Consider the following 23,203-nt stretch of genomic DNA (forward strand, 5'->3'; position numbering starts at 1 on the left):
CACCTGTGGCCCTCGGGCGCCGGGCGGCGCCTCGCCGCGCCGAAGCGCCGGGCCCGGCCGGGGCGCGGCGGCCCCGCCGTCTCAGTCCTTCAGGCCGTTGTCCTTCAGGAAGGCGGTGAATTCCTCGATCGTCAGGGCGCCGGACTGGATCTTGGTGCCGATGGCGAAACTGGGGGTCGAGCGGATCTGGTACTGCTTTTCCGCATCGAAGCGCGATTGCGCGACGGCGAGTTTCAGCGCCTCGTCGGCAAGGCAGGCGTCGGCCTTGGCATCGCCGACCCCGGCCAGCTTCACCGTCTGCTTCAGGACCGCGATCGGGTCGGCCGCGCGGGCCCAGGTCGCCTGGGTGCGGAACAGCAGATCGACCAGCGCTTCCGCCCGCTCGGGACCGGCGCAGCGCACCAGCTGCGACGCCTGCAAGGCGATCTGGTCGAGCGGGAAGTCGCGGAACACGAAGCGGATCTTGCCCGTGTCGATGAATTGCTTCTTCACCTCGGGGAAGGTGGAAAGGGTGAAATGCGCGCAATGCGGGCAGGTCATGGAGGCGAATTCGGTGACCGTGATCGCCGCATCCTTCGGCCCGAGCACGAAGGTCCCCTCGGCGAAGGGATCGGCCGGCGGCGGTGGCGGCGGCGCGATGTCGGCAAGCGCGGGCAGGCCCAGGGGGGCCGTCGCGGCAATGCCGGCCATGGCGGTCAGGATCATGCGTCTCGTCTTCATGGGGTCATCTCACCACAAGATGTTGGGGTTCGTAAAGGCGGTTGATGCTGCCGGTAGGGTTAACGCCCGCCATCGGCGATGGCGCGGGCGCGCATGGCGCGGCCCAGGCTGGCCAGGGCCTCGCGAAGATGATCGTCCTCGATTGCGGCGACCATGCGGTCGATCGCCGCCTTTTCCGCCGGCGGCACCGGGGGCAGGGGGCCCCGGCGCGGGGCCGGCGGCGGGACATGGCCGCGGGTCAGCTTCAGCCGGGCGGCGGCGCGATAGCCGCAGAAACCGTTCACCTTCTCGACGATCTGCGGTTCGAGATGCTGAAGCTCGAGGGCGAGCGGCCCGTCGACCCGCACTTCCAGCACGCCGCCCTCATTGGCGTTGCGCTCGAATCGGAGGCGTTCCGGCAGGGTGCAGGCGGCCAGGCGCTCGCCGACGATCAGCGGCCAATGGGTGACGATCTCGGCGGCGGCAAAGCCGCGCTTGCCCGCGACCGAGCGCAGCAAGGCGGCCAGATTGGCCGAGGCCGGCTCGGTCCGCCGCCGCCGCTCGGGCGAGGGGTCGAATGTCTTTGTTGATCGCACCATGGTGGCCCACTCTAATCACGGAATGCCGCCCGTCGATTCTGAATTCGCGCTCGCCCTTCCTGTTCCGGCCGCCCGGCCGAAATCGGGCTTCGCTGCCGCTTTGCTGGCCTGGTACGACGCCAGCCGCCGGCACCTGCCCTGGCGCGCGGCCCCGGGCGAGAGGTCCGATCCCTATCGGGTCTGGCTGTCGGAAATCATGTTGCAGCAGACGACGGTGGCGACCGTGCTCGGCCGCTTTCCCGATTTCCTGGAGCGTTTCCCGACCGTCCAGGCCCTGGCGGCGGCCCCGCTCGAAGCGGTGCTCGCCACCTGGGCGGGGCTCGGCTATTACGCCCGCGCCCGCAATCTTCATGCCTGCGCCCAGGCGGTGGCGGCCAAGGGCGGCCGCTTCCCCGATACGGCGGAAGGTCTGGCCAAGCTGCCGGGCATCGGCGACTACACCGCCGGCGCCATCGCCGCGATCGCCTTCGGCCGGCCGGTCGCGGCGGTCGACGGCAATGTCGAGCGGGTGATGGCCCGCGTCACCCGGCTGGCCGAACCGCTGCCCCAGGCAAAGCCCGCCATCCGCCGCCTGACCCAGAATCTGGTCCCCGCCGACCGGCCGGGCGATTTCGCCCAGAGCCTGATGGACCTCGGCGCCACCGTCTGCCAGCCGAAGACGCCCAATTGCGGGCGCTGCCCGGTCGCGCGCTATTGCGACGGGGCGGCGGCGGGCGATGCCGCGCATTATCCGGTGAAGGCGGCCAAGGCGGCGCGGCCCACCCGCTATGGCACCGCCTATGTCGCCGTCCGGGGCAGCGACGGCGCCGTTCTCCTGCGCCGCCGCCCGCCCAGCGGCCTTCTCGGCGGCATGATGGAAGTGCCGGGCGGCGCCTGGGCCGAAGGGGCGGCGCCGGCCTCGACCCCGCCCTGTCCAGCGGCCTGGCAGGCGCTGAACGTCGCGGTCGAGCATACGTTCACCCATTTCCATCTGGTCCTGACCGTGATGGTGGCCCGGGTCGGCGATTTCGCCGCGGCAGGGGAATGGCATCGCCCGGCGCATATCGGCGATGCCGGCGTGCCCACGGTCTTCATGAAAGTGTTGCGTGCGGCGGGCGTGGTCTAGGTCTATAAACGGCGTCCCTTATCGAGGCTTTCAGGGAGTATGGCGGTGACCAAGTTCGGCGGTATTGCGACCGTGTTCATCGATGGCGAGGCGGGCACGACGGGCCTCGGCATCCGTGAGCGCCTGCGCGACGTGGCCGGCATCGAGATCCGCAGCATCGATCCCGACAAGCGCAAGGACCCGGGCGCCAAAAAAGCCCTGATGGCCGAGGTGGACGCGATCGTCCTCTGCCTGCACGACGATGCGGCGAAGGAATCGGTCGCCCTGGCCGCCGACCTCGGCGCCGACGCGCCCCGCATCCTCGATGCCTCGACCGCCCATCGCGTCGCGCCCGGCTGGGTCTACGGCTTTGCCGAAATGGCGGCGGGGCAGCGCGCGGCCATTGCCGGCGCGCCCCATGTCGCCAATCCCGGCTGCTATCCGACCGGGGCCATCGCCCTGCTGAAACCGCTGGTCGAGGGCGGCGTGCTGCCCGCCGACTATCCGGTCGCGGTCCATGCCGTGTCCGGCTATTCGGGCGGCGGCAAGGCCATGATCGAAGCCTATGAGGCCGGCACCGCGCCGAGGTTCGAGCTTTACGGCCTCGGCCTCGAGCACAAGCATGTGCCCGAGATCAGGCAGTACAGCGGCCTGGAGCGCCGGCCGGTGTTCGTGCCCTCGGTCGGGGATTTCCGCCAGGGCATGCTGGTGACCGTCGCCCTGCACCTGGACCTTTTGAAGGGCGCGCCCAAGCCGGGCGACCTGGAAGCCCTGCTGCGCGCCCGCTTCGAGGGCAGCGAACTGGTCTCGGTGCGGCCGGTCGCCGATCTCGGCGGCAAGATCGAGCCGGAAGCCCTGAACGATACCGACAAGCTGGAACTTCGCGTCTTCGGCAACGAGGCGCGGGGCCAGGCCCTGCTGGTCGCCCGCCTGGACAACCTGGGCAAGGGCGCGTCCGGCGCCGCGGTGCAGAACCTGCGGATCATGCTGGGGCTTTGAGCCCCGGCACTTTATTCCTTCAGTGGCTGGCGCCCAGTTCGGCGCGCAGCCGGCTGCGGTAGAAATCGATCGGCACCAGATTGCCCTGGTGCTCGAAATGCCAGAAGGTCCAGCCGTTGCAGGCCGGCGCGCCCTGGACATGGGCGCCCACCCGGTGGATCGAGCCGGTGGCGTCATTGACCACCAGGCTGCCGTCGGCGCGCACCCGGGCGACCCAGCGCCGGCGCTGGTCGAACAATTTGGTGCCCGGCTGGATCAGCCCGCGTTCGACCACCTGGCCGAAGGGGATGCGCGGTTCCTCGCGCTTCGACTTGGTGACCGAGAGCGGGGCCATGTCGCCGGATTCGACCGCGGCGATGCGCTGGCTGGCGACGGCGGCATAGGCCGGGTCGCGTTCGAGGCCGATGAAATGGCGGCCCAGGCGCTTCGCCACCGCGCCGGTGGTGCCGGTGCCGAAGAACGGGTCCAGGATCACGTCGCCCGGATGGCTGCAGCCGACGATGATGCGATAGAGCAGGGCTTCCGGCTTCTGGGTCGGGTGGGCCTTGGCGCCGTCGTCGCCTTTCAGGCGCTCGTTGCCGCCGCAGATGGGCAGCAGCCAGTCGGAGCGCATCTGAAGATCGTCGTTCATCGTCTTCAGGGCATCGTAATTGAAGGTATAGGTCTTCTGCGCTTCGTTCCGCGCCGCCCAGATCAGGGTTTCATGGGCATTGGTGAAGCGCCGGCCGCGGAAATTCGGCATCGGATTGGCTTTCCGCCAGATCACGTCGTTCAGCATCCAGAAGCCCAGGTCCTGTACCGCCGTGCCGACCCGGAAGATATTGTGATAGGAGCCGATGACCCAGAGCGCGCCCGTGTCCTTCAGGATGCGGCGCGCCTCGAACAGCCATTCGCGGGTGAAGCGGTCGTATTCGGCGTATGATTCCGCAATGCTGGTGCCATTGCCGAAACGGTCCCACTCGTCGTCGACGCCGTCGACCACCGACTGGTCGGGCCGGCGCAGCTGGCCGGCGCGGGTGCCCTTGTCCAGCATCAGGTTGTAGGGTGGATCGGCAAAGACCAGATCGACCGACTTGTCGGGCAGGGCGCGCATCGATTCGATGCAGTCGCCCAGCACGATACGGTCGAGCGGCAAATCGGTCTTGCTTTCCCTGGACATCCTGAACCCCTGCGATCATGCGATTCGGGGCATCCTGATTCGGCCGGGGAATCTCGTCAATAGTCGTTTTGAATCAAGGCTTTGATGGGACTAAATGATGTGCGGTGGAAACTTGTGGGCCCAAGCCGTTGTAGGGCCTCGTGATGTTCCGGCGTGCCATAGCCCATGTGGCGGGCGAAGCCATAGCCCGGAAAGCGCAAATCAGCCGCGGCCATGATCCGGTCGCGATGCACCTTGGCGATGATCGAGGCGGCGGCAATCGACAGCGAAAGACTGTCGCCCTTGACCAGGGCCGTCGCCGGGCAGGGCAGGTCGGGCGGCAGGCGGTTGCCGTCGACCAGGGCATGGCCGGGCACGACCGGCAGGGCGGCCACGGCCCGGGCCATGGCCAGCATGGTGGCGCGGAGAATGTTCAGGCGGTCGATTTCCTCGACGCTGGCTTCGCCGATGCCGACCTGGGCGCCGGCGAGAATGGCGTCGAACAGCCGGTCGCGCGCCGCCGCGGACAGTTTCTTCGAATCCGTGATGCCCACCGGCGGCACCGCGCCCGCCGGCCAGATCACCGCCGCGGCGGCCACCGGCCCGGCCCAGGGCCCGCGTCCCGCCTCGTCGATGCCGCAGACGGGGGGGCCGAGGGCGGCCTCGCGGGTGAGGTCGGGCGGGGCGGCGGCGGAACGTTGCTTCGGCGTGCGGGGCGGCATGCGGCGCTTCTAGCATTGCCGGCCGCCGCCTGTCAGGGCTTTCCGGATCAGGGCTTTCCGGGAATGTTCCCACGGTCGGGCGTGATCCTGGGCGCAATAGCGTTTCGGGCCCGTGCCGGCCCATGGCCATAATGCACGCGGTGATGGTTTCCGATCGGTTCGATCATGCTTACATTGCGCGACTATCTTGGGCTGGGCCTGCTGTTCGCCCTGATTTCGACCGGCGTCTTCTTTGCCGCCGACTGGTGGGCGGGGCAGCAGGACCCGGTGCAGGAGGTTCCGGCGCAGGAGGTTGCCGTGGCCGGTCCGCCGCCGGCGGCCGGCAATCCCGAGCCTCCGTCCCCCGCCCGGCCCGGCCTGCCGCGCGGCATTCGCGCGCTCTACGGTGACGACGGCCGCCTGCTGCCCGAGATACGCGCAGCCTACACGAGGAGCTGCGAAAGGGGCTACGAGATCTCACCGGAGGCCCGGACCCTGTTCAACAGGGACCGGGTCGGCGAGGTCTGCGCCTGCATGGTCGACTGGATGGAACGGGCGATGGCCGATGGCAGCCTGTCGGCCGCCGACATGAAGGAATACAACGAGTCCTCCGGGCGGATCAGCGGCAAATTGTTCGAAAAGATACAAGAGCCGGTCAAGCGCTGCATCGGCCTCTGAGGCCGGCCGCTCAGCAGCCCTCCCAGACCGGGGGGCGCTTGTCGATGAAGGCGCCGACGCCTTCCTGGGCGTCGCGGGCCAGCATGTTTCTGGTCATCACCGCCGAGGCATGGTCATAGGCGGCGACCGTGCCCTTTTCGATCTGGGCGTAGAAGGCTTCCTTGCCGATGGCAAGGGTCAGGGGCGATTTCGAGGCGATGCGGGCGGCCAGGGCGTGGACCGTCTCGTCCAGTCGTTCGGGCGGGACGGCGTGATTGATCAGGCCGAAGCGTTCCGCCGTCGCCGCGTCCATGGCCTCGCCGGTCAGCAGCATTTCCATCGCCTGCTTGCGCGGGACGTTGCGGGTCAGCGCCACCATGGGCGTCGAGCAGAAGAGGCCGATATTGACCCCGGGGGTGGCGAATTTCGCCGTCTCGGCGGCGATCGCGAGATCGGCCGTCGCGACCAGCTGGCAGCCGGCGGCGGTGGCCATGGCGTGGACCCGGGCGATCACCGGCTGGCGCAGGGACTGGATCCGCTGCATCAGCGCGCTGCAACGGGCGAAGACCGCGCCCAGCCTGTCCGCGTCCCGGCCGATCGCGCGCATTTCCTTCAGGTCGTGGCCGGCACAGAAGGCCGGCCCCTCGGCCGCGAGGATCACCACCTTGACGGAGGTATCATGATGAATGTCGTCCAGCATCCCGTGCAGCGCCGCCATCATCGCCATCGACAGGGCATTGCGCGCCGCGGGCCGGCTCAGGGTCACTGTGGCGATGCCGTCCCGGTCGCTGCGCAGCGCATAGGGGGTCTCGGCGGGGGCGTTCATCCTTGCGTCCTCCTCATGGATGGTTTTCGCCCGGCTGTTTCCGCTTGGCGCCGGGCTTTTGTTGGGGCAAGGCTAGGCCGTGTGCTCACCGGTCGGAATTAGACAATGATCGAACTCTACACTGCCAAGACGCCCAATGGCCGCAAAGTCTCGGTGATGCTCGAAGAGCTTGGCGTGCCCTATGCGGTCAAGGCGGTCGATCTCGGCAAGGGCGAGCAGTTCGCGCCCGAGTTCCTGGCGCTGAACCCGAACAACAAGATCCCCGTGATCCGGGATACGGAGAACGGCCAGGTGGTGTTCGAATCCGGCGCCATCCTGATCTATCTGGCCGAGAAATACGGTCGTTTCCTGGCCCCCGCGGGCAGCCCGCAGCGCATGGCCGAACTGGAATGGCTGTTCTTCCAGATGGCTTCCATCGGGCCGATGATGGGCCAGTTGTTTCACTTCAGGAATTACCAGGGCGAGCCCCAGACCTATCCGCTCGAACGGTTCTCGGGCGAGGTCGGGCGCATCTTCAAGGTCCTGGAATCGCGCCTGGCCGCCGTGCCCTATCTCGGCGGCGACGCCTATTCGATCGCCGACATGGCGGCTTATCCTTGGGCGAAGCTGGGCGGCTTCCTCGGGGTCGACCTCGAAAAACTGCCCGGGGTCAGCGCCTGGCTGTCCCGGATCGCCGCCCGCCCGGCGGTGGAGCGCGGTATCAATATACCGGGGTGAGCGATTCTCGAAAAATCAGCGACTTAGGAAGCGGTATTATAATACCGTAGCGATAAGTCGCTGATTTTGCTGGCCATGAACCTCTTGCAATCGGGCCCGGCCTCTGTCTATATGCCGCCCTCCGCCGGGCCCACCGCCCGGCAAACAGAGGTTTATTGAATGACGACCTATTCCGCGAAGCCGGCGGAAGTGACGAAGAAGTGGGTGGTGATCGACGGGACCGGTCTCGTCGTCGGCCGTCTCGCCTCGATCGTCGCCAACCGTCTGCGGGGCAAGCACCTGCCCACGTTCACGCCCCATGTCGACATGGGCGATAATGTGATCGTGATCAACGCCGAGAAGGTGGCCTTCACCGGCCGCAAGCGCGAACGCCGCGAATTCTTCTGGCACACCGGCCATCCGGGCGGCATCAAGTCGCGCACCATGGGCCAGATCCTGGACGGCCGCCATCCCGAGCGCGTCCTGATCAAGGCGGTGGAGCGCATGGTTCCCCGTGGTCCGCTCGGCCGCCAGCAGATGTCCAATCTGCGCGTCTATGCCGGCCCCGCTCATCCCCATGCCGGTTCGCAGCCCGAAGTCCTGGACATCGCGGCGCTGAACCCGAAGAACAAGAGGTAGGCCATGGCCGAGAACCAGGCTCCCCGTACCCTCCAGGATCTGCGGACGCTGTCCGCCGGTCAGTCCTCCGCCACCGCCAGTAACACCCCGGACGTGAAGAAGGCCGTGGACGCCAAGGGCCGCACCTATGCGACCGGCAAGCGCAAGGACGCGGTCGCCCGCGTCTGGGTGAAGCGCGGCACCGGCAAGGTCACGATCAACGGTCGCGACATCCAGACCTATTTCGCCCGCTCGGTTCTGCGCATGCTGCTGAACCAGCCGTTCCAGGTTTCGAACCGCGTCGGCCAGTACGACGTGGAAGCCACCGTCTCCGGCGGCGGCCTGTCGGGCCAGGCCGGTGCGGTGCGCCACGGCGTGTCCAAGGCCCTGACCTATCAGGAGCCGGAACTGCGCGGCGTGCTGAAGGCCGGCGGCTTCCTGACCCGCGACAGCCGCACCGTCGAACGTAAGAAGTACGGCAAGGCCAAGGCCCGCCGCAGCTTCCAGTTCTCGAAGCGCTGATCGGTTTACCGATCTTCTGGAAAAGCCCGGCCCCGGCGGCCGGGCTTTTTTCATGGCGCGGCCCAGCGCCAGGCGGCAAGCGCATCCGCCAGCCAGCGCCCGGCCGGCCCGGGCGGATTGTCCACCCGATGCACCAGTCGCAGCTTGTAGATCATGTCGTCCCAGGCATCGATCGGCAGGCGGCACAGGCTTCCTGCCGCCAGATCCTCTGCCACCAGGGGCGCCGGCATGCTGCCCCAGCCGATGCCGGCACGCAGCAGGGCGTGCTTGGCGCCGAGATCGCCCAGGCGCCATGTCCGCATCCCCAGGACGAAGAAATCGCGGCCCGCGGTCAGGGGTGAGCGGTCGGTCAGCACCAGTTGCAGGTGTTCGCGCGTCGCCGCCTCGGGGATCGGGCCGGGCAGGGCGGCCAGGGGATGAGTCGGCGCCGCCACCGGCACCAGGGTGATGCCGCCGGCGGCGCGGCGTTCCAGCGCGTCGCTGCCGTTCAGCAGAGGGCCCGAAAGCCCGAGCCCGGCCCGCCCCGCCAGCACCATTTCGGCGACCGAGCCCAGCCCTTCGACATGCAGGCGCAGCGCAACCGTCGGAAAAGCGTCGCGGAAACGCTCCAGAAGGGGGGCGAGCCGGGCCATGGGCAGCATGACGTCGACGACCAGGGAAACCTCCGCCTCCAGCCCCTGCTGCAAGCCGCGTGTCCGGGCCAGCAACTGGTCCAGCCGGCCGGCGATGGCGCGGCCGTCGGCCAGCACCGTGAGGCCGGCCTCGGTCAGCCGTGGGCGGCGGGTCCGCTCCCGGTCGAACAGGGCAAGGCCGAGCTGGGTTTCGAGATTGGCGATCTGATAGCTGACGACCGAAGCCGCCCGCCCCAGTTTCCGCGCCGCGGCGGCAAAGCCCCCGCATTCGACGACGGCGAGAAAGACGTGAAGCTGGTCGAGGGTCGGGGCGCGCGGGTCCATGTATTTCGATTTTCTCGAACGTTCCGGACGATTTTATCCCGATTTCCTGCACGAAGCGAGGCGCCGATAGTCAGCATCGAGAATGCCGCGCCGCATTTCCCGCTTTCCAAAGGCAAGGACCCATGAACACCGAACCCCGTTACCTGCCCCTGATCGGCCGCATCCTGCTGGCGGCGATCTTCCTTCTTTCCGGCGTGTCCAAGCTCGGCGCGGCCGGAGGCACCATCGGCTATATCGCCGCTGCCGGCCTGCCCCTGCCGGAACTTGCCTATGTCGGCGCCGTCGCGCTCGAGATCGGCGGCGGCATCCTGCTGATCGCCGGCTTCAAGACCCGGGCGGTCGCGGCCGTCCTCGCGGTCTTCTCGGTGGTGACGGCGGTCGTCTTCCACAATGCGGCGGGCGACCAGAACCAGTCGATCCACCTTCTGAAGAACCTGGCCATCGCCGGCGGCCTGCTGCAGGTCGCGGCCTTCGGTGCCGGCCGCCTCAGCCTCGACGCGCTCCGCCGCAGCCGGGGCGAACGCAGCCTCGCCGGCAGCGCCGCCAACGCCTGACAGGGGGTTCCTTCTGGGCCGGGCGTGCAGACGTCCGGCCTTTCGCCGTTCGCAAATGCGGGAAGCGGGAGTGATGGGAATTTGGTGGGGGGCTTCTGTTGCCCGGTGCCCCCCGAACCGCGCTTACCTAAAAATTAGGCAGCGAGCGCCATTTCGTTGTCGTTGGCACTTGTAGGATTGACCCGATAACGGCGGTATCATGCCGGGCGAAAGAGCATCCCTTTACTACGCACGTCGATCCTGTTTCGCCCCCATCATCTGCCGACGACCGCGATCGGCCATCGGCACATGGTGGAGGCGCCGGGTACCGCCCCCGGGTCCGTAACGTCTATTCCGAACTTCGTTTATCGCCATAGTCGGTTGCCCGACACCGCTAGATATAGGCGATCGCCCGCGGGATTTGAAGGCTTATACTTGGCCCCGTGAAAGCCGAGCGTGGCAGGGCATGACAGACCAGAAGACAGCGACCGCGAAGCCGCGCCGCCGGCGCCCCTTCGGCCGGACCTTGCGGCTGCGGCTGGCCGATCTCTACCGTGGTTCCGACCCGCTGACCGTCGCCTTCCGCTACGGGCTCTTCGTCTTCGATCTGGCGACCATCGTCTATTTCGTCGGGGTTTCCTTCGTCGCCGAGTCGGGCTTCTGGCAGATCGACCTCGCGATCGGGGTCCTGATGGCGCTCGATGTCGCGGCGCGCTTCGTCATCGCCCCCCGGCCCTTGCGCCATCTCCTGCTGCCGAGCACGCTCTTCGACCTTGTGGTCGTCGCCTCGCTGCTCGTGCCCGGGCTCGAGAGCCTGGCGTTCCTGCGCATCCTGCGGGCGCGGCGCATCGCGGTCTCCTATCAGGTGCTGGGCGAGTTGAAGCGGCTCTCGCCCTGGCTGGAGGAAAAGGAGATGGCGGTCCGGGCCGGGCTCGACCTCTTCGTCTTCATCTTCATCATGTCGGGCGTCATCTTCGCCCTCCAGCACCGGGTCAATCCGGGCATCCATACCTTTGCCGATGCGATCTATTTCACGGTGACCACGCTCACCACCACCGGTTTCGGCGATGTCGTCCTCGTCGGCCAATGGGGCCGGCTGCTGTCGGTGATCGTGATGATCGTCGGCGTCAGCCTGTTCCTGAACCTCGTCCGGGCGGTGCTGCGGCCGACCGGCGTCTATGTCAAATGCACCGGCTGCGGCCTGATCCGGCATGATCGGGACGCCATCCATTGCAAGCATTGCGGCACCCTGCTGCGCCACGATCACCAGGGCATCTGAGCCCAAGGAAACGGCCATGAGCCTGAAATCCCAGTTCCGCGACCTTGCCGCCTATAACGCATGGGCCAACCGGCGGCTCTATGATGCCGCCGCCGGGCTTTCGGATGCGGATTATCACCGCGATGTCGGCGCCTTCTTCCGCTCGCTCTCGGGCACGTTGAACCATATCGCCGTCGCCGACGTGCTGTGGCTGCAACGCCTGACCGGACAGGCCTTCGCGACGGTCGACCGGCTGGATTTCGTGCTGGCCGACACGCTGCCCGGATTGCGCACGGCGCGCGACGAACTCGACCGCCGCCTGACCGCCATGGTCGACGGTTTTTCCGACGCCGACCTCGACGCCGTCGCCGCCTATCGGACCATGACGGCAGGGGCGGCCAGCAACCGCCGGGCCGACATGATCCAGCATGTCTTCAATCACCAGACCCACCACCGGGGGCAGGCCCATGTCGTCCTGTCCCTGCTGCGGCCCGGGGTGGAGCCGCCGGCGCTCGACCTCATCCGCTTCCTGAACACCCGGTCCTGAGGCATGCGGGCCGCCGCCTTCATCATCGCCGGCCTTCAGGGGGCGATCTTCCTCCTGATGCTGGCGACCGCGCTGTTCACCCGTACGGATGCGGCCGGCGACGGCATGGCCCAGGGCTTCGCCGTGATCTCCGGCCTCGTCCTTCTGGTCTCCGGCGTGCCGGCGCTGGTTCTGGCCGTTCTCGGCCGGGCCCTCGGCTTTGCGCTGTTCTGGGGCTTGCTGCCGCTTCTGTTCTTGGTCGCGCTGCTGGGCTGAGCCCGTTCAATCCGCCTTCGGCAGATAGGGGGCGGGGTCCAGTTGCAGCCCGTACCAGGCGAGGCCGAAATGGAGATGCGGCCCGGTCACCCGCCCGGTCGCGCCGGACAGGGCGATGGTTTGGCCCGCCGTCACCGCCTGTCCCTCGCTCACGTCGACGCGGGAGAGATGGGCGTAAAGCGTCTGCACCCCGGCGCCGTGGTCGATGATCACCGTGCCGCCGGTGAAATAGAGATCGCCGGCAGCCAGCGTCACCCGGCCGGCGGCGGCGGCCTTGATCGGCGTGCCGGTCGGCACCGCGACGTCGAGGCCGAGGTGCGGCTGGCGCGGCTGGCCGTTCAGGATGCGCTGGCTGCCGTAGATGCCGGAAATCCGCCCGGTCGCCGGCCACCGGAACCCGGCCTGCCAGTCGAAGGCGGCACGGTCGGCCTGGCGCGCGGCCTGGATCCGGCTGCGTTCCCATTTGATCCGTTCCTGGGTTTCCGGGTCCGGATTGACCTTCTTGTCGGGCAGGCCGTCGATCCGCTGGATGTCCCAATCCTGCGTCAGGATCGGGCGGCGTAGGGTGGTCACCTTGTCCTTGTCGTCCCGGACCTCGATCGCCAGTTCGCCCGCCGCATCCCGCCCGATGCCGAGGACGAAACCGCCGTCCGGCGCGACGTGCAGGACGCGGCCGTCGTAGCGGATCTCCTCCCAGCGCTCGGCATGGCCGAAGACGAGGCGGCCTTGGCGGACCTCGCCGTCGATGGTGGCCGCCCGGGCGCCGCCGGCGGCGACCAGGGCAAGGGCGGCGAGAAGCCGGATCACGATTGCGGCATCAGGCCGGCCCGTTTCAGGGCCGCCTCGGGCGAGGCATAGGGTTCCTGCCGGTCGACCGACCAGTAGCGCAGGTCTTCGAGGGCGATCCGCTTGCCCGTCACCGCGCAGATGACATAGGCGCCGGGCCACAGCACCTTGAACTGGCCGTGATCGTAGAGAATCTTGGCGGGGGCGGCGGTATCCATCGAAGCGATATCCATCAGATCAGGGTGCCCTGTTCGGGCGGCGTGGTCTCGGTCTTGCGCGGGCGGCGGCGCGGCGGATTTTCGCTGCCGGTGGCGACGGCGGCGACCTTGCCGTCCGCGAATTCGATTTCGAGCGCATCGCCCGCACCCAATGCCGCGGCGGCGGTCGCCAGCTTGCCGTCCCGGCGCACCACCGCATAGCCCCGCGCCAGCACCCGGTGATAGCCGAGGCTTTCCAGCAATTGCGCCGGCGTCGCCAGGCGCCGCTCGCCGGCCTCGACCGCCCGGCGCATGGCGGGGGACAGGCGCTCGGCCAATTGGGTCAGGCGGTCGCCGCGCTGGCGGATCTCGCTTTGCAGGACGGTGGGGCGCAGGCCGCCCGCGACTTCCGCCAGCAGGCGCCGGCGGTCGCCGATCAGGCCGAGCAGGGCGCGCGGCAGGCGCTTGCCGAGATCGCCCAGGCGCTGTTCCGCCGCCGCGATCTGCTGGCGCGGGTCGCGCAGGCCGCCGGCAACCTCGGCCAATTGGCGGCGGCGGTCGCCGATCAGGCCGAGCAGGGCGCGCGGCAGCCGTTCGCCGAGATCGTCCAGGCGCTGTTCGGCCGCTTCGATCAGGGTCTTCGGGTGGCGCAGGCCGCGGGCCAGGCCGTCCAGCCTCGTGGCGCGTTCCGCCAGCAGGCGGCGCGCGGCCTGGCGGGCGCGGGCGCCCATCTCCTCCACCCGGTCCAGCAGTTCGGCGCGCACCGGCACGGCCATCTCGGCCGCGGCGGTCGGGGTCGGCGCCCGCCGGTCCGAGGCGAAATCGATCAAGGTGGTGTCGGTCTCATGGCCGACCGCGGAAATCAGCGGGATGCGGCTGGCGGCGGCGGCCCGCACCACCGCCTCCTCGTTGAAGGCCCAGAGGTCTTCCAGGCTGCCGCCGCCCCGGGCGACGATCAGCAGGTCCGGGCGCGGCACCGGGCCGCCGGGGGCGATCGCATTGAAGCCGGCGATGGCCCGGGCCACCTGTTCGGCGGCACCGTCGCCCTGGACCGCGACCGGCCAGACCAGAACATGGCGCGGGAAGCGGTCCGCCAGCCGGTGCAGGATGTCGCGGATCACGGCCCCGGTGGGCGAGGTGACGACGCCGATGACCCCGGGCAGGAAGGGCAGGGCGCGCTTCCGCTCCGGGGCGAAGAGACCCTCCGCCGCCAGTTTCCGCTTCCGCTCCTCAAGGAGGGCCATCAGGGCGCCGACGCCCGCCGGCTCCAGGCTCTCGGCGACGATCTGGTATTTCGAGCGCCCGGGATAGGTGGTCAGCCGCCCGGTGACCACCACTTCGAGCCCGTCTTCCGGGCGGAATTTCAGGCGCCCGGCGACATTCCGCCAGGCGACGCCGTCGAGGACCGCATCCACATCCTTCAGGGCGAAATAGAGATGGCCCGATGAATGCCGCTTCACCCCCGACATCTCGCCCCGGACGCGGACCAGCGCGAAACGGTCCTCGACCGTCCGTTTCAGAAGGGAGGAGAGTTCCGAGACCGAGAGTTCGGGCAGATTCGGGCTGGCTGCGTCTTCCATGCTCATCGGAACATGATACAAGCAGGGCCGGAAAATTGGTCGAGGTTCTTTACCGATGAATGTTCTGGTGATCGGCAGCGGTGGTCGCGAACATGCCCTGTGCTGGGCGCTGGCCAAGTCCCCCCTGGTGACGCGGCTGTTCTGCGCCCCCGGGAACGGCGGCATCGCCCAGGTCGCGACCTGCATCGACCTCGATCCCAAGGACAGCGAACGGGTGCTGGCCCTGGTGCGCTCGGAAAAGATCGATTTCGTCGTCGTCGGGCCGGAGGCGCCGCTGGTCATCGGTCTCGTGGACAAACTGTCGGAAAAGGGCGTGAAGGTCTTCGGACCGACCGCGGCGGCGGCCCAGCTCGAAGGGTCCAAGGGCTTCACCAAGGATCTCTGCGCCCGCCACGATATTCCGACCGCCGCCTACGGCCGTTTCCACGACAAGGCGTCGGCGCTGGCCTATCTGGCCGGACAGCCGATCCCGGTCGTGATCAAGGCGGACGGGCTTGCCGCCGGCAAGGGCGTGGTCATCGCCACGACCCGGGACGAGGCGGTGGCCGCGGTCGAGGATTGTTTCGCCGGGCGTTTCGGTTCCGCCGGTTCCGAGATCGTGATCGAGGCGTTCATGACCGGCGAGGAGGCGAGCTTCTTCGCCATCGCCGACGGCCGCCACGTCGTGGCGCTCGGCAGCGCCCAGGACCACAAGCGCGTCTTCGACCATGACGAGGGGCCGAACACCGGCGGCATGGGCGCGGTCGCGCCCTCGCCCCTGATGACCCCGGCCATGGTCGACGAGGTGATGGCCCGCATCATCCGCCCGACCGTCGCCGCCATGGCCGCCGAGGGCCGGCCATTCAAGGGCGTGCTCTATGCCGGCCTGATGCTGACGGCCGAGGGGCCCCAGTTGATCGAATACAATGTCCGTTTCGGCGATCCGGAATGCCAGGTGCTGCTGGCCCGGATGCAGACCGACCTGCTGCCAGTGCTGATCGCGGCGGCGGAAGGTGTCCTCGACAAGCTGAACATCGAATGGGATCCCCGGCCGGCGGTCACCGTGGTGATGGCGACCCGGGGCTATCCCGGCGATCTTCTGCCCGGCGGCGAGATCCGGGGGCTTGAAGCGGCCGGCGCCGTGCCCGGCGTCACCGTCTTTCATGCGGCGACCCGGGCGGCGGGCGATCATTTCGTGCCCACCGGCGGCCGCGTCCTCAATGTCACGGCGCTTGGCGAGACGATCACCGCGGCGCGCGAAACCGCCTATCGGGCGGTCGCCAGGATCGACTGGCCGGGCGGCTTCAACCGCACCGACATCGCGCTGAAAGCGATCGCGGCGGCGGGCGAGGGCTGATCACCACGGTTGACCGCGATTTCGGAGCGTCCTAGCGTCCCCCGCACATAATCGTTAACGGGGAGAGCGGGTTCATGGTCGTGGTGGCACCGGGGGAACAGGGCGTGGACATCGGCGCGGTGCGCGAGGCGCATCGCTTCGACGAGGACCGGCTCGCCGAATACCTGACAGCGGCCATTCCGGGCTTCGCCGGGCCGATGGAGGTGCGCCAGTTCAAGGGCGGCCAGTCCAACCCGACCTTCCTGCTGACCACGCCCGGCCGGCGCTATGTCCTGCGCAAGAAGCCGCCGGGCAAGCTGCTCGCCTCCGCCCATCAGATCGAGCGCGAATACAAGGTGATCGAGGCCCTGGCGGCGACCGAGGTGCCCGTCGCCCCTGCGCTCGTGCTGTGCGAGGACCCGGAGATCATCGGCACCGCCTTCTACGTCATGGGCCATGTCGACGGCCGCGTGCTGCGCGATCCCCAGCTGCCCGGCCTGATGCCGGAGGAACGCGCGGCGATCTACGATTCGATGAACGACGTCCTGGCCAAGCTGCACAAGGTCGATGTCGCCGCCGTCGGCCTCGGCGATTTCGGCAAGCCCGGCAATTATTTCGAGCGCCAGATCGGCCGCTGGACCAAGCAGTACGACTTGGCCAAGACCGGCGAGGTGGCGGCCATGGACCGGCTGATCGCCTGGCTGCCGGCCCATATCCCCCCGGGCGACGACGTCGCCATCGCCCATGGCGATTTCCGCCTGGAAAACTCGATCTATCACCCGACCGAGCCGCGCATGATCGCGCTGCTGGACTGGGAACTGTCGACCCTCGGCCATCCCCTGGCCGACCTTGCCTATAATTGCATGCCCTATCACATCGCCGATCCGACCATGGGCAATCTCATGGGGGTCGATTTCGCCGCGACCGGCATTCCGAGCGAGGCCGACTATCTCGCCGCCTATTGCCGCCGCACCGGGCGCGACGGCATTCCCCATTGGGAATTCTATCTGGCGTTCTCGATGTTCCGCCTCGCCTCCATCGCGCAAGGGGTCTACAAGCGCGGCCTCGACGGCAATGCCAGTTCGGAGAAGGCGGTGATGTATGGCGCCGTCGCCACCTTCCTGGCCGAACTCGCCGTCGATGTCCTGAAGCGCGCGGGGCGGGACATCTGATCTATCCGATCGCGGTCCGGAACGAGGCGTGGCGGGGCCGCCAGCCGAGCGCCCTGAGCTTTCCCGCCGCCATCTGCTGGTCGAGCGTCGGCCCCTCGGCCCAGGCGCCATGTTCCGCCACGACATCGGACAGGGGGCGGTGGCGCATGCGGGTGGCGCCATGGGTGGCGGCGACATGGGCCACGATCTCGGCCAGCGGCACGCCGTCCTCGGCGCTGGCGTTGAAATGGCCGGTCAGGCCGGGGTTTTCCAGCAGCAGGCGGTAGGCGTCGGCGAGATCGTCGCGATGCACCAGGGGCCAGCGGGTTTCGATGCTGCCCCAATATTCGATCGGCCGGCCCGCCTTGGCGTCACTCACCATGCGGGCAAAGGCGCCGGCGAACTCGTGATAGACCATGGCGGGATGGATGATCGCGGTGACGAGGCCCGGGGCGGCCAGCAGGCTTTCGCCGTGGCGGACCATCCAGGCGAAGGCCGGCGGCGGGGCAAAGTCGTCGCCATCGCCCGCGACCCGGTCCCCCGTCGCCCCATAGAGCCAGCAGCCGCCGGTATAGAGAACGCGCAGCGGCGTCGGGCGTCGGGCGCCGGCCTCGATCAGGGCGTCGGCAATGCCCGCGTCCACCGCATCCATGTCGTCGGTGAAGGTGCAGGCCGTCTGGATGACCGTGTCCATCTGGTCCAGCAGGTGAGACCAGGGCTGGGGCCGGCGCATGTCGCCGCGGAAGAAGGGCAGGCCGAGCGTGGTCAGGATCCGGTCCGAATCGACCCTGCGGCTCAAGCCCAGGACATCGTGGCCCTGGCCTGCCAGCCTTGTGGCCACGGCGGCGCCGATCGTGCCGGTCGCCCCCAGGACGAGGATCTTCATTATATCAGGACCTTCATTTGTTTCCTCCGCCGGCTTGCGGTCTTGTCGCGCAGCCGGCCCCGGCAGAGACCCATTGCCGCTTCTTGTTGAGGTTGCGGGCCTTCGGCCGGGCCACCCATTTCAATAGACCAGCGTCCCCGCCGAAAGGAAACGGGCGGAAAGCCGCGAAACTTCGAATACCGGAATATTCTATTCCAGGTTACATTGATCCGTGGATTTCATTTTCCCGGTATTGATTAGGGGGCATGATGCGCCAGTCGATTTTTCTGCCGATCGCGGCGCTCGGCCTGGTTGGCCTTTCGGCTTGCGCGAAGATCCACGACCCGCGGCAACACACCCCGAACAATGCCTTCTATTACAAGGCCGGGGCGGAGCCCCTGGCCCGCTGCCTTTATCGCGCCGGCCGCGTGGCGGATCGCTGCGGCATCTTCGCCCTTGCCCTCGGCCTCGAGGAGGATGGCAAGACCTACACCGTCCGCTGCTACCGGAACGAGGCCGCCCAGCCGGGCGCGGGGGCGGCCGGGGCGGGGGTGATGGGTTTCATCGTCGGCCAGGCGATCGACCGGGCGATGCGGGACACCTTCGATGACGACCTGAACCGAAACACATTCTTCATGGCCGGCCTCCGCGACGTGGGCGAAAATCTGGTCCAGGTTCGCCTGTGGTTCGGCCCTGTCGCCTTCCATAGCGAAGCGCGTTTCCGCGATGTGAAGGAAAGCCTGGATAAATGCGCCGGGGCCGGTCCTCTGGACCCGCCGCCGGCGAATGTGCCGCCGCCGGTCGCCTTGCGTCCGACGACCGTGCCGGCCGGAACGTCGATCGATCCGGGGACCTTGGGCAGGGGCGCGGCCCCAGCGGCCCCCGCCGCCCCGAAAACCGAGGGCAAGACCACGCCCTAAGTCTGTCCGATTCTGGCTGAATCAGCCAAAATCGAAAAAGACGAACGGCCGCTGACGAACTCTAACGCCGCCCGGCGAAAAATTCCCGCAGCAGCCGGGCCGCATCGTCGCCGCCGATGCCGTCGTAGACCTCCGGCGCGTGGTGGCAGGTGGGCTGGCCGTAGAAGCGCGGGCCGTGGCTGACCGCGCCGCCCTTCGGATCGTCGGCGCCGAAATAGAGCCGGCGGATCCGGGCGAAGGAAATGGCGCCGGCGCACATGGCGCAGGGCTCCAGCGTCACATAGAGATCGAGGCCGGTCAGGCGCTCCTGGCCCAGGCGGGCGCAGGCGGCGCGGATGGCCAGCACCTCGGCATGGGCGGTGGGATCGTTCAATTCGCGGGTGCGGTTGCCGGCGGCGGCGACGATCGCCCGTGTCGCCGGATCGACGATGACGGCGCCGACCGGCACTTCGCCGCGGGCGGCGGCGGCCTCGGCTTCGATCAGGGCGTGGTCCATCGGCGTCTTGGTCATGGCATTGGGAAATTACACGACTATGATCCGCCCATGTCGACAAACGAGAAATCCCGCCCCTCGAAGGCCAAGCCCGCCGCCCCGCCCGCGCCCGCCGCGCCGGAGGCGGAGCGAATCGCCAAATATCTCGCCCGCGCCGGGGTCTGCTCGCGCCGCGACGCCGAGCGCCTGATCGAGGAGGGCAAGGTCACGGTCGACGGCACCGTGCTGGCCACGCCCGCCTTCAAGGTGACCGGGGCCGAGCGCATCGAGGTCGAGGGCCGGGTGGTCGGCTCGCCGCCGAAGACCAGGCTGTGGCGCTTCAACAAGCCGCGCGGCCTCGTCGTCAGCCACAAGGACGACCAGGGCCGCCCGACCATCTTCGACCTGCTGAAGGTCGCGGGCCTGCCCCGGGTGGTTTCCATCGGCCGCCTCGACCTCAATTCCGAAGGGCTGCTGCTGGTCACCAACGACGGCGCCCTGGCCCGCCAGCTCGAACTGCCGCGGAACGCCTGGGTGCGCCGCTATAAGGTGCGCGTCGCCGGCGGGATCGATGTCGGCCGGCTGGAGGCGCTCAAACAGGGCGTCACCATCGACGGTGTCCGCTATGGTTCCATCGAGGTGGAGATCGACCGGATCGGCGGCTTGAACGCCTGGCTCTATGTCTCCCTGACCGAGGGCAAGAACCGGGAAATCCGCCGGGTGATGGAACACCTCGGGCTTTCGGTCAATCGCTTGCAGCGGGTCTCCTACGGGCCCTTCGACCTCGACCGCCTGCCGCTCGGCGAAGTCATGCCGATCGGCCCCGCCATCGTCGAGAAATTGCTGAAGGGCGACGAGGTCCGATACGAAAAGCCGGCGCCGAAGCCGGCGAAACCGATCGTCCCGCGGCAGAAACCCGCCGCCGACGAAGAGGACAGGCCCCCGCGGGGCAAGCCGGCACCAGTCCGCGCGGGTCGCACACCGGTGGCGAAAGAGGGGCCCGGCCGGGGCCCCGCGGCAAGAGACGGACAAGGCCGCGCGCCCGCCGAGAAGATTGGACGGGGCCGCAGCCCCGCGGCGAAGGAGGGGCCCGGCCGGGGCCCCGCGGCAAGGGACGAACAAGGCGGCGCGCCGGCCGAGAAGATTGGACGGGGCCGCAGCCCCGCGGCGAAGGAGGGGGCCGGCCGGGGCCCCGCGGCAAGAGACGGACAGGGCCGTGCGCCGGCCGTGAAGACCGGGCAGGGCCGCGGTCCCGCGGCCAAGGAGGGGCCCGGCCGCGACGGTCCGCCGCCCAAGGGGCCGCGGGGGCCCCGCTCGCGCCCCGAAGGCGGGCGTCAGGAGCGTTCGGCGCCGGGCGACAAGGGGGGGCGGCATGCGCATCGTCGCCGGCCGTAACAAGGGCCGTATCCTGCTGACGCCGGACGACCGGGCGACGCGGCCCTCGGCCGACCGGCTGCGCGAATCGGTGTTCAATATCCTGGCCAACCGGGGCCTGCCGCAGGCGGCGGTGGTGCTCGACGTCTTCGCCGGCACGGGGGCCATGGGGCTCGAAGCCTTTTCCCGCGGTGCCGCCCGCGTGGTCCTGATCGAGAAGGAAGTGCCTGCCCAGCGCCTGATCGCCGAGAACATCAAGCGCGTGCGGGGCGAGGCTGAGTGCAAGCTGGTCGGCCGCGACGCCATAAGGCCAGGCGCGCCGCCCCCGGGTTTTGCCGCCGACCTCGTGTTCCTGGATCCGCCCTACGGCAAGGGGCTGAACGAGGCGGCGCTGGCGGCGCTCGATGCCGCCGGCTGGCTGGCGCCCGCCGCCCTCGTCGTCGCCGAGCACGAACATCGCGAAGAGCCTGCCTGGCCGGCGGGTTTCACCGTCGAGGACCGGCGGCGCTACGGCAAGGGCGCGATCACCGTCCTCGGCCGGGATTGACGCTCAGAGGCTGTTTGGAAATCCGCCGGATCGACCCGTCCGGGGTTTCCAAACAGCCTCTCAGCGCCGACCGAACAGGCGTTCGATGTCGGGCAGTTTCAGTTCGACATAGGTGGGACGGCCGTGGTTGCACTGGCCGGAATGGGGGGTCGCCTCCATCTCGCGCAGCAGGGCATCCATCTCCGGGTAGGTCAGGCGCCGCCCGGCCCTGACCGCCGAATGGCAGGCGAGGGTGCCGCAGACTTCCGCCAGTTTCTCGCGCAGTGCGAAACCGTCGCCGAGTTCGGCGATCTCGTCGGCCAGATCGCGGACGAGGCCGGGGACATCGGCCCTGCCCAGCAGGGCCGGCACCTCGCGCACCACCACGGCGCCATGGCCGAAAGCCTCGACCACGAGGCCGAGTTCGGCCAGATCGTCGGCCTTGGCGGCGATGCGGGCGGCGCCGTCGCCGTCGAGGTCGACCACCTCGGGGATCAGCAGGGCCTGACGCTTGACGCCGCCCTCGCTTTCGATCGCCTTCTTCATCCGCTCGTAGACCAGGCGCTCGTGCGCCGCATGCTGGTCGACCAGGACCAGGCCGTTCCGTGTCTCGGCGACGATATAGGTCAGGTGCAATTGTCCGCGCGGCACGCCCAGCGGGCGATCCAGCCCCTCGTCCGCGGCGGCGGCCGGGGCCTGGGGGGACGGCATGGCGGCAACGCCGGGCGTTGCATCGGGCGGGGCCTGGAAGGCATAGGCGGCGCTGCGCTCGGCCAGATTCGGGCGGGGCGGGGCGGCGAAGGCGAAGCCCGGGCTGCGGGCGGGCAGGGACGGCAGTTCGGCCGGCCGGAAACTGCCCAGCGCCGCGCCCGCCACCGTGGTCGAGGCGCGGTGCCCGGCTTCGCCGAGCGCATGGCGCAGCGCGCCGACGATCAGCCCGCGGACGAGGCCGGGATCGCGGAAGCGGACCTCGGCCTTGGCCGGGTGGACGTTCACATCGACCTGCCGCCCGTCGATGGTGAGGTAGAGGGCGATGGCGGGATGGCGGTCGCGGGCCAGGAAATCGGCATAGGCGCCGCGCACGGCCCCGGTCAGCAGCTTGTCCTTCACCGGCCGGCCGTTGACGAAGAGATATTGATGGGCGGCGGTGGCCCGCGCATAGGTCGGCAGGCTGGCGAAGCCCTCCAGCCGCACCCCTTCGCGTTCCGCCGCGATCGCCAGGGCATTGTCGGCGAAATCGCGGCCGATCACGGCGGCGATGCGGTTGCGCCGGGCATCGAGGGGATCCAGCGTGGTTTCGGGCGGGAAGCGCAGCGCGACCCTGGCGCCGTCGGCCAGAGAGAAGCCGATGGCCGGATGGGCCAGGGCCAGCCGGCGCATGACATCGGCGATCGCCTGGTATTCGGCCTGTTCCGATTTCAGGAATTTCAGGCGGGCCGGCGTGGCATAGAACAGATCATGGACCTCGACCCTGGTGCCGGCGGCGATGGCGGCCGGTTCGAGCGGGTGCTTCAGGCCGCCCTCGACCCGGATCATCCAGCCCTCGGCCGCGCCGCGGGCGCGGCTGGCGATGTCGAGGCGGGCGACCGCGCCGATCGAGGGCAGGGCTTCGCCGCGGAAACCGAAGCTGCTGATGGCGTCGAGATCGTCGTCCGGCAGTTTCGAGGTGGCATGGCGCTCGATGGCGAGGGCCAGTTCGCCGGCACTCATGCCGAAACCGTCGTCGGCGACGCGGATCAGGGCGCGGCCGCCGCCCTCGACCACCACGTCGATCCGGCTGGCGCCGGCGTCGATGGCGTTTTCGACCAGTTCCTTGACCGCGCTGGCCGGGCGTTCGACGACTTCGCCGGCGGCGATGCGGTTGACGGTCGACTCGGAAAGAAGGCGGATGCGCATGGGGGCATCATGCCCCATGCGCATCCGGGCCGC

General features: G+C 69.0%; 27 protein-coding genes and 1 other RNA gene. 15 read left to right on the top strand and 13 right to left on the bottom strand.

Going from position 1 to position 23,203, the window contains the following annotated elements; all coding sequences use genetic code 11:
* Positions 1-81: 81 nt before the first annotated feature.
* Positions 82-720 (bottom strand): DsbA family protein, encoded by a 639-nt coding sequence (locus DKG75_RS02860; protein WP_109919562.1) that lies wholly within the window; start codon positions 718-720, stop codon positions 82-84.
* 59 nt (positions 721-779) lie between these two features.
* Entirely contained in the window at positions 780-1,298 is a 519-nt protein-coding gene (locus DKG75_RS02865; protein WP_109919563.1) for a DUF721 domain-containing protein, read from the bottom strand.
* A 22-nt stretch (positions 1,299-1,320) separates the two neighbouring features.
* Between DKG75_RS02865 and mutY the strand changes: the two genes are divergently transcribed.
* Together mutY and argC are read left to right on the top strand one after the other, a co-directional pair.
* Positions 1,321-2,403, top strand: a complete 1,083-nt coding sequence (gene mutY / locus DKG75_RS02870; protein WP_109919564.1) for an A/G-specific adenine glycosylase — start codon at positions 1,321-1,323, stop codon at positions 2,401-2,403.
* A gap of 45 nt (positions 2,404-2,448) precedes the next feature.
* Positions 2,449-3,381 (top strand): N-acetyl-gamma-glutamyl-phosphate reductase, encoded by a 933-nt coding sequence (gene argC, locus DKG75_RS02875; RefSeq protein ID WP_243746424.1) that lies wholly within the window; start codon positions 2,449-2,451, stop codon positions 3,379-3,381.
* Between the two features lie 19 nt (positions 3,382-3,400).
* On the opposite strand, the gene DKG75_RS02880 is transcribed toward argC, so the two are convergent.
* Positions 3,401-4,540, bottom strand: a complete 1,140-nt coding sequence (locus DKG75_RS02880; protein WP_109919566.1) for a site-specific DNA-methyltransferase — start codon at positions 4,538-4,540, stop codon at positions 3,401-3,403.
* A 56-nt stretch (positions 4,541-4,596) separates the two neighbouring features.
* Complete coding sequence (locus tag DKG75_RS02885) at positions 4,597-5,241, bottom strand: ribonuclease HII (protein WP_109919567.1); 645 nt, start codon at positions 5,239-5,241, stop codon at positions 4,597-4,599.
* Between the two features lie 174 nt (positions 5,242-5,415).
* Here DKG75_RS02885 and DKG75_RS02890 point away from each other — a divergent pair, with 174 nt between their 5' ends.
* Entirely contained in the window at positions 5,416-5,898 is a 483-nt protein-coding gene (locus tag DKG75_RS02890) for a hypothetical protein (RefSeq protein ID WP_109919568.1), read from the top strand.
* 10 nt (positions 5,899-5,908) lie between these two features.
* Here DKG75_RS02890 and DKG75_RS02895 read toward each other — a convergent pair whose 3' ends face one another.
* Positions 5,909-6,703 (bottom strand): enoyl-CoA hydratase, encoded by a 795-nt coding sequence (locus DKG75_RS02895; RefSeq protein WP_109919569.1) that lies wholly within the window; start codon positions 6,701-6,703, stop codon positions 5,909-5,911.
* A 105-nt stretch (positions 6,704-6,808) separates the two neighbouring features.
* Here DKG75_RS02895 and DKG75_RS02900 point away from each other — a divergent pair, with 105 nt between their 5' ends.
* From DKG75_RS02900 to rpsI, 3 genes are all read left to right on the top strand, one after another.
* Positions 6,809-7,420 (top strand): glutathione S-transferase family protein, encoded by a 612-nt coding sequence (locus DKG75_RS02900; protein WP_109919570.1) that lies wholly within the window; start codon positions 6,809-6,811, stop codon positions 7,418-7,420.
* Between the two features lie 159 nt (positions 7,421-7,579).
* The gene (gene rplM, locus DKG75_RS02905; protein WP_109919571.1) at positions 7,580-8,038 is read left to right on the top strand and encodes a 50S ribosomal protein L13; all 459 of its coding nucleotides are present in this window, start codon (positions 7,580-7,582) and stop codon (positions 8,036-8,038) included.
* 3 nt (positions 8,039-8,041) lie between these two features.
* Positions 8,042-8,539, top strand: coding sequence for a 30S ribosomal protein S9 (gene rpsI / locus DKG75_RS02910; RefSeq protein WP_109919572.1), 498 nt, complete (start codon positions 8,042-8,044; stop codon positions 8,537-8,539).
* A 50-nt stretch (positions 8,540-8,589) separates the two neighbouring features.
* Here rpsI and DKG75_RS02915 read toward each other — a convergent pair whose 3' ends face one another.
* Positions 8,590-9,495 (bottom strand): LysR family transcriptional regulator, encoded by a 906-nt coding sequence (locus DKG75_RS02915; RefSeq protein WP_109919573.1) that lies wholly within the window; start codon positions 9,493-9,495, stop codon positions 8,590-8,592.
* Positions 9,496-9,617: 122 nt separating this feature from the next.
* Here DKG75_RS02915 and DKG75_RS02920 point away from each other — a divergent pair, with 122 nt between their 5' ends.
* Positions 9,618-10,049 carry a DoxX family protein gene (locus DKG75_RS02920; protein ID WP_109919574.1) on the top strand — a complete coding sequence of 144 codons (432 nt, stop codon included), beginning with the start codon at positions 9,618-9,620 and terminating at the stop codon, positions 10,047-10,049.
* Between the two features lie 83 nt (positions 10,050-10,132).
* Here DKG75_RS02920 and ssrA read toward each other — a convergent pair.
* Positions 10,133-10,458, bottom strand: a transfer-messenger RNA (tmRNA) gene (gene ssrA / locus DKG75_RS02925).
* Between the two features lie 36 nt (positions 10,459-10,494).
* Between ssrA and DKG75_RS02930 the strand changes: the two genes are divergently transcribed.
* Genes DKG75_RS02930 through DKG75_RS02940 form a run of 3 tightly spaced genes read left to right on the top strand, consistent with a single transcriptional unit; the run spans position 10,495 to position 12,088 of the window.
* On the top strand, positions 10,495-11,307 hold the full coding sequence (locus DKG75_RS02930; protein ID WP_109919575.1) for a potassium channel family protein: 813 nt from the start codon (positions 10,495-10,497) through the stop codon (positions 11,305-11,307).
* Positions 11,308-11,323: 16 nt separating this feature from the next.
* Complete coding sequence (locus DKG75_RS02935; RefSeq protein WP_109919576.1) at positions 11,324-11,833, top strand: DinB family protein; 510 nt, start codon at positions 11,324-11,326, stop codon at positions 11,831-11,833.
* 3 nt (positions 11,834-11,836) lie between these two features.
* Positions 11,837-12,088: a hypothetical protein gene (locus DKG75_RS02940; protein ID WP_109919577.1), complete on the top strand. Its 252-nt coding sequence runs from the start codon at positions 11,837-11,839 to the stop codon at positions 12,086-12,088.
* A 6-nt stretch (positions 12,089-12,094) separates the two neighbouring features.
* Here the strand turns inward: DKG75_RS02940 and DKG75_RS02945 are convergent, their stop codons facing one another.
* From DKG75_RS02945 to xseA, 3 genes are read right to left on the bottom strand one after another with little or no spacing between them, the layout of a single operon-like run.
* Complete coding sequence (locus DKG75_RS02945) at positions 12,095-12,895, bottom strand: M23 family metallopeptidase (RefSeq protein ID WP_208111926.1); 801 nt, start codon at positions 12,893-12,895, stop codon at positions 12,095-12,097.
* Complete coding sequence (locus DKG75_RS02950) at positions 12,892-13,107, bottom strand: DUF2093 domain-containing protein (protein WP_109919578.1); 216 nt, start codon at positions 13,105-13,107, stop codon at positions 12,892-12,894. Before DKG75_RS02950 ends, DKG75_RS02945 begins: the two co-directional genes overlap by 4 nt.
* A complete protein-coding gene (gene xseA / locus DKG75_RS02955; RefSeq protein ID WP_109919579.1) occupies positions 13,107-14,657 on the bottom strand; it encodes an exodeoxyribonuclease VII large subunit in 1,551 nt (516 codons plus the stop codon). Before xseA ends, DKG75_RS02950 begins: the two co-directional genes overlap by 1 nt.
* A 49-nt stretch (positions 14,658-14,706) precedes the next feature.
* Here xseA and purD point away from each other — a divergent pair, with 49 nt between their 5' ends.
* Together purD and DKG75_RS02965 are read left to right on the top strand one after the other, a co-directional pair.
* On the top strand, positions 14,707-15,987 hold the full coding sequence (gene purD / locus DKG75_RS02960) for a phosphoribosylamine--glycine ligase (protein WP_109919580.1): 1,281 nt from the start codon (positions 14,707-14,709) through the stop codon (positions 15,985-15,987).
* Positions 15,988-16,061: 74 nt separating this feature from the next.
* Positions 16,062-17,138: a phosphotransferase gene (locus tag DKG75_RS02965; RefSeq protein WP_109919581.1), complete on the top strand. Its 1,077-nt coding sequence runs from the start codon at positions 16,062-16,064 to the stop codon at positions 17,136-17,138.
* Position 17,139: 1 nt separating this feature from the next.
* Here DKG75_RS02965 and DKG75_RS02970 read toward each other — a convergent pair whose 3' ends face one another.
* Positions 17,140-18,003: an NAD-dependent epimerase/dehydratase family protein gene (locus DKG75_RS02970; RefSeq protein ID WP_109919582.1), complete on the bottom strand. Its 864-nt coding sequence runs from the start codon at positions 18,001-18,003 to the stop codon at positions 17,140-17,142.
* A gap of 245 nt (positions 18,004-18,248) precedes the next feature.
* Between DKG75_RS02970 and DKG75_RS02975 the strand changes: the two genes are divergently transcribed.
* Positions 18,249-18,902: a hypothetical protein gene (locus DKG75_RS02975; RefSeq protein ID WP_109919583.1), complete on the top strand. Its 654-nt coding sequence runs from the start codon at positions 18,249-18,251 to the stop codon at positions 18,900-18,902.
* A 61-nt stretch (positions 18,903-18,963) separates the two neighbouring features.
* On the opposite strand, the gene DKG75_RS02980 is transcribed toward DKG75_RS02975, so the two are convergent.
* Positions 18,964-19,413 (bottom strand): nucleoside deaminase, encoded by a 450-nt coding sequence (locus tag DKG75_RS02980; protein WP_243746425.1) that lies wholly within the window; start codon positions 19,411-19,413, stop codon positions 18,964-18,966.
* Positions 19,414-19,446: 33 nt separating this feature from the next.
* On the opposite strand from DKG75_RS02980, the gene DKG75_RS02985 reads away from it, so the two are divergent.
* Positions 19,447-20,769, top strand: a complete 1,323-nt coding sequence (locus DKG75_RS02985) for a pseudouridine synthase (RefSeq protein WP_109919584.1) — start codon at positions 19,447-19,449, stop codon at positions 20,767-20,769.
* Positions 20,747-21,295, top strand: a complete 549-nt coding sequence (gene rsmD / locus DKG75_RS02990; RefSeq protein ID WP_109919585.1) for a 16S rRNA (guanine(966)-N(2))-methyltransferase RsmD — start codon at positions 20,747-20,749, stop codon at positions 21,293-21,295. Before DKG75_RS02985 ends, rsmD begins: the two co-directional genes overlap by 23 nt.
* Positions 21,296-21,355: 60 nt before the next feature.
* Here rsmD and mutL read toward each other — a convergent pair whose 3' ends face one another.
* On the bottom strand, positions 21,356-23,170 hold the full coding sequence (mutL, locus tag DKG75_RS02995; RefSeq protein WP_109919586.1) for a DNA mismatch repair endonuclease MutL: 1,815 nt from the start codon (positions 23,168-23,170) through the stop codon (positions 21,356-21,358).
* Between the last annotated feature and the right edge of the window lie 33 nt (positions 23,171-23,203).

Origin of the sequence: Zavarzinia compransoris, assembly GCF_003173055.1 — a bacterium.
In the GTDB taxonomy this organism is placed as follows: domain Bacteria; phylum Pseudomonadota; class Alphaproteobacteria; order Zavarziniales; family Zavarziniaceae; genus Zavarzinia; species Zavarzinia compransoris.